The organism is Gemmatimonadota bacterium, from assembly GCA_026702745.1.
Lineage (GTDB): Bacteria > JAAXHH01 > JAAXHH01 > JAAXHH01 > JAAXHH01 > JAAXHH01.
In genome coordinates this window covers 1-4,688 of record JAPPBT010000075.1, presented here as the reverse complement: position 1 = coordinate 4,688, position 4,688 = coordinate 1, and the positions used below count along the sequence as shown (strand labels likewise).

5 protein-coding genes are annotated in these 4,688 nt (G+C 61.8%); 3 read left to right on the top strand and 2 right to left on the bottom strand.

Features of this window, described 5'->3' with window-relative positions:
• Positions 1-877 (top strand): ATP-binding cassette domain-containing protein (locus OXH56_12875; GenBank protein ID MCY3556201.1); only part of this gene is annotated, 877 nt, incomplete at its 5' end.
• Positions 878-936: 59 nt separating this feature from the next.
• Here the strand turns inward: OXH56_12875 and OXH56_12870 are convergent.
• Positions 937-1,662 carry an aldolase/citrate lyase family protein gene (locus tag OXH56_12870; protein MCY3556200.1) on the bottom strand — a complete coding sequence of 242 codons (726 nt, stop codon included), beginning with the start codon at positions 1,660-1,662 and terminating at the stop codon, positions 937-939.
• A 324-nt stretch (positions 1,663-1,986) separates the two neighbouring features.
• Here OXH56_12870 and OXH56_12865 point away from each other — a divergent pair, with 324 nt between their 5' ends.
• Positions 1,987-2,964: a mannonate dehydratase gene (locus OXH56_12865; protein MCY3556199.1), complete on the top strand. Its 978-nt coding sequence runs from the start codon at positions 1,987-1,989 to the stop codon at positions 2,962-2,964.
• 34 nt (positions 2,965-2,998) lie between these two features.
• Positions 2,999-4,189 carry a galactonate dehydratase gene (locus tag OXH56_12860; protein MCY3556198.1) on the top strand — a complete coding sequence of 397 codons (1,191 nt, stop codon included), beginning with the start codon at positions 2,999-3,001 and terminating at the stop codon, positions 4,187-4,189.
• A 55-nt stretch (positions 4,190-4,244) separates the two neighbouring features.
• Here the strand turns inward: OXH56_12860 and OXH56_12855 are convergent.
• Positions 4,245-4,688: hypothetical protein (locus tag OXH56_12855; protein ID MCY3556197.1), on the bottom strand; the 444-nt coding region annotated here is incomplete at its 5' end.

Sequence of the window (4,688 nt, the reverse complement as noted above, 5' to 3'; positions counted from 1 at the left end):
AGCCGCGTTGCGGTCTGTGCTCATGACCTATACCGGTACGAAGCTCATCGACGTCTCCGTGAAGAGTCTCGACGGTTTGTTCGCACTTCCCCCGGAGGCCGGATTCGGCTGTGGACGCACGCCCGAACGGATCGACCTAGAACCTCCGGCTATCGCGTTTTCCAACATATGGTTCAGTTATGATCGGGGATACGAGGTAAAGGATCTGTCATTTACGGTCAATGGCGGAGAGTTCGTCGGCATCGTGGGACCGAGCGGCGGTGGAAAGACCACGATCATCGACCTGCTGACTCGAATTCAGGAACCCGAAAGGGGAAGCATTTCAATCGGGGGAACGGACATACGCGAAATGACCCATATATCGCTCCGGTCGCAAATCGCCGTCGTACCTCAGGATGTCTTCATCTGGAATGCTTCTCTGGCGGACAACATCGCCTACCCCAATGAGAAATACGATATGGAGGCGGTGGAGCAGTCCGCACGTTCTTCTGCGCTGCACGCGTTCGTTGAGAAACAGCCGGAGGGATACGCGACCACGACCGGTGAGGGCGGAGTCGCACTTTCCGGTGGAGAGAAGCAACGCATCGCCATGGCCCGGGTCCTCATGCGAACTTCGGCCGGGATACTGGTGCTGGACGAGGCCACTTCGGCCCTGGACGCCCTGGCGGAAGAGGAGATCCGTATAGCAGTCGAACAGGCGAGGGCCGGTCGAACCGTCCTGGTCATCGCCCACCGCCTGTCGACGATCCGGCACGCGGACCGCATCCTGGTCATCAGCGAAGGCCGGCTGGCCGAATCGGGCACGCCGAAGGAACTGGTTCAACAGGGTGGCCTGTTCGCAAGGATGTACGAGGCCCAGTCGCTGGATTTCGAGTAGAGATGCCGTCGCCAGGGTCTTAGCGTCTGAAGAACTGCACTACAGCGCCGGCGTCTTCCCTACAGGACCGGGCTTTCCAGGAACACAGTAACGCCCATATCCACGTATTTCCCCCGGTCTTCCGGCGCGTGGTTCCGAAAGCACACCTGCGTATCCGAATTTCCGAGCTGGTCGATCACGTACCGGACGCAGTCGTCCACGTCCCGGAAGGGGTGTTGCGGGTGCGCCTCGATACTGTACATGAGGTCGTTTGGTCCGAAGGACAGGCAGTCCACGCCTGCTTTGGCCAGTCTCCGCGCACCGGTCACGGCCGGGATCGATTCGAGCTGTATCATCAGCACGCCGTAGTTGTTCCACCATGCGGCGTACTGCAGCCGGTCGTCCCCGACTTCGTCCACTTTGCGCCGCGCTCCGCCACCCCAGCTTCGCACGCCCCGCTGAGGATAGTAGAAGAAGTCGACCGCTTCATCGACCGTCGCTTCCGTTTCGACCTGGGGCACCTCGATCCCCGCCGGGCCGAGATCGAGCAGGTTGCCGACCAGGTAACTGTGATAGGTGTGCTTGATGCGGAACATGACGTCGGCGTCCAGTGTATCGGCCCGGTCGCAGAATTCCACCAGCCGGTCCTCGCTGAAGGCGCTGTGCTGTCCATCCACCCAGAGAAAATCAAACTGCCCCGATTCGACGACCTTTTTCAACTGGTCCCGGGTATGGGTCATGCCGACATTGGCGCCGATGATCTGCTCGCCCGCGCCGATGCGTTGTTTCAGGTTGCGTTCCGCCATGTGCTTCTCCTGTCGTGATGGCCTGCCATTCATTAGAGAGTATTCATTGGAGTATACAATTAGTCTTCGGATCTGCCTGTCCCGTCTGAACCGTCCTGCACGGTCCGGGCACGCCTTGCACGGTCCGGGCAAGTCTGGGCAACCCCGATTATAATGTGCGATGTCCCTTTTCGATAGCTCAATTTGCGGATATGGTCATTCATCGGCCCATTTCGCGGTTGCCGAGACTTCCGGCCGGTCTATCTTGACATCATAACGCCTTCCCCGAGTTCAGACTGAATGGACCGGGCACCCTGTCCGCCGCGCCCATATTGGAGGAGCCCGATGTATCTGCACGATGTCGTAAACTGGACCGATTTCGATGATGAAACGCTCAGCTTCTACCGTGCGATAAGCGTGGACATGATTCAGCTGGACCTCAGGACGGGAGGAGAATCCGACGCTGAACGGCACGTGAGGGCCGGCAAGGACAGCACGGAACTTTTCGAACGGGCCCGGGAGAAGACCGAGTCTCACGGATTGAAGCTGCAGACCGTCTTCATGCCGGTGCTGGAAGGGATCACCCTGGCCACGGAGGATCGGGACGTGGAACTGGGCGCCTTCCTGCGGCTCATAGAAAGTCTGGGGAAGGCGGGGATACCGACCCTGGCCTGGAATTTCAAGCCGATGGGCAATTTCCGGACCACTTCGGACATCGGCCGCGGCGGCGCGGTATACAGCACCTTCGACTATGCCGAATTCGACAGGAACCGTCCTCCGCCACACGATCCACCCGTCTCCGAGACCGTGATGTGGGACAACATGGTCTACTTCATGGGCGCCGCGGTCCCGGCCGCCGAGAAAGTCGGCGTCAACCTGGCGCTTCATCCGGACGACCCGCCGATTCCCGAACCGCTGGGCGGCGTCGCACAGATCTGTTCCACGCTGGAGCATTTCGGACGCATTTTCGATGCGGTACCCAGCGATAATCACCGGATGCTCTTCTGCCAGGGCTGCATGACCGAACTGGCCGGTCCTCAGCGGGTTTACGATATCATTGCCGAGATGTCCTCCCGGAACAAGATCGCCCTGGTCCATTTCCGAAACGTCCGGGGGCAGTTGCCGCGGTTCGCCGAGGTCTTCATCGACGAAGGCGAGGTGGACATGCGCCGTGCCATGGAAACCTACCGCGATAACGGGTACTTCGGACCCTTCGGCATGGACCATACCCCGGGTTTCCCACAGTCCATGGCCGGCCCGGCCGGCAAGGCCTATGCGAACGGCTACATCCGCGCCACGATCCAGACAGTCTACGGCCGGTAGACAAACGACCCGACCACAGGGAGACTAACCGAACATGCGAATCACCCATTTTGAAATCCTGCGCGTTCCGCCGAGCTGGGTGTGGCTCAAGGTCCACACGGACACGGAGCTCTTCGGCTGGGGAGAACCCTACCTGGAAAACCACCCCGAAAGCGTCATCGCCGAGGTGCGGCGACTCGAGCCGCTGCTTGTCGGCGAGGATCCGTGTCGCGTCGAATCGCTCTGGCATAAGATGTACGAAGGCGGTTCCGGCTACGTGGGCGGACCGGTGAAGATGAGCGCGATCAGCGGGATCGACATGGCGCTCTGGGATCTCGCGGGGAAGGCCGCGGGACTGCCGGTCCACGGCATGCTTGGCGGGGCCTGCCGCGACCGGATACGCATGTACCGCGCGGTCGGCGGCCAATTGCCCTGGTGCGTTGAACCCGGACTACCCTACGACGCCGGTTGGGATCCTTCCCGGGAACCGGATTGGGATTTCCCGGAGGGCCACGAGGAAGCGGCCCGGGTCATCATCGAAGAATGGGGTTTCCGGTGCATGAAGCTGCACGTGGGCATGGGTACCGGGCTGGAACCTACCGCCGAGGTCGATCGGATCGCAGAAGCTTTCGCCGCCGTGCGGAAAGGTGCCGGCCCGGAGGTCGAGGTGGCCGTGGACATCCACAATCCCCACCCCGTGATGGCCAGGCAGATGATTTCCGCTCTTACGCCCCATCGTCCGCTGTTCATCGAGGAACCCATGCCTGTGGAACGGGTGGACGTGCTCGCGGACATCGCAAGCAACAGCGAAATTCCCATCGCTGCCGGGGAAAGGTGGATGGGCAAATGGATCTTCTACGATGCCCTGCGCAAGAACGCCCTGTCCGTGATGCAGCCGGACCTGTGCCACGCCGGCGGCATCACCGAGTGCCACAAGATCGCGGTGATGGGTGAAAGCGCCTACGCGAAACTCGCCCTGCACTGCCCGTTGAGTCCCCTGGCGCTGGCCGCGTCCATCCAGATCGACGCCTGCGCGCCGAATTTCCTCGTCCAGGAACACAACGAGGTGAACTGCTGGCGCGAGGGGGGCAGGACGTACATCGGCAAGGGCTACTTCGCCGAGCCTTTCGTGCTGGACGAGGACGGATGCGTGGCGGTGCCCCAGGGACCGGGACTCGGTGTGGACATCGATCCGGAGGGATTCGAACAGATCATGGCCCGGCCGTGGCGGGATGTGCGGGGTTGAAACCGATCGTCGCACACCCGCATCGAATGTGCCGTCTTGATGGAATCATCGGCTGCTATACACGCACACGCGCCCACCGAGCAGTCTTGAGGGCATCATCGCCGGCGTAGTAGACGACGAATACCTCGTTGCCTGGCAACCGGACCATCCGGGGATGCCCGAAACGCCAGCGTTCCATGTCGCCCCACAGTTCCGACTGGGATCGCCCGCCGCCGGCGCCGGATTCGGTGCCAGCGGTGCTGTCGTAGACCAGGAGATCCCGCTCGCGTTCCCAGTGCGCCCCGAAATCCTCGCTGACGGACAGCACGATGCCCGGAGGATCTCGACGGCGCGGATAGGCAACCAGCAGCCGGACTCCGCCAAGGGACAGTGGCTGGCAGTGCTGGCCGGGCAGGCCGGTACCCCGCGGGGTGGTCCACGACCGTCCATCCGGGGTTCCGAAGGCGATATGGATATCGAGGTACGACCGCGACCTAAAAGCATGGGTCCAGAACGTGGC

Bases quoted from the DNA above. Each gene is read 5' to 3' on its own strand.
- OXH56_12870 (MCY3556200.1), bottom strand. From the start codon at position 1,662: ATGGCGGAACGCAACCTGAAACAACGCATCGGCGCGGGCGAGCAGATC.
- OXH56_12865 (MCY3556199.1), top strand. From the start codon at position 1,987: ATGTATCTGCACGATGTCGTAAACTGGACCGATTTCGATGATGAAACG.
- OXH56_12860 (MCY3556198.1), top strand. From the start codon at position 2,999: ATGCGAATCACCCATTTTGAAATCCTGCGCGTTCCGCCGAGCTGGGTG.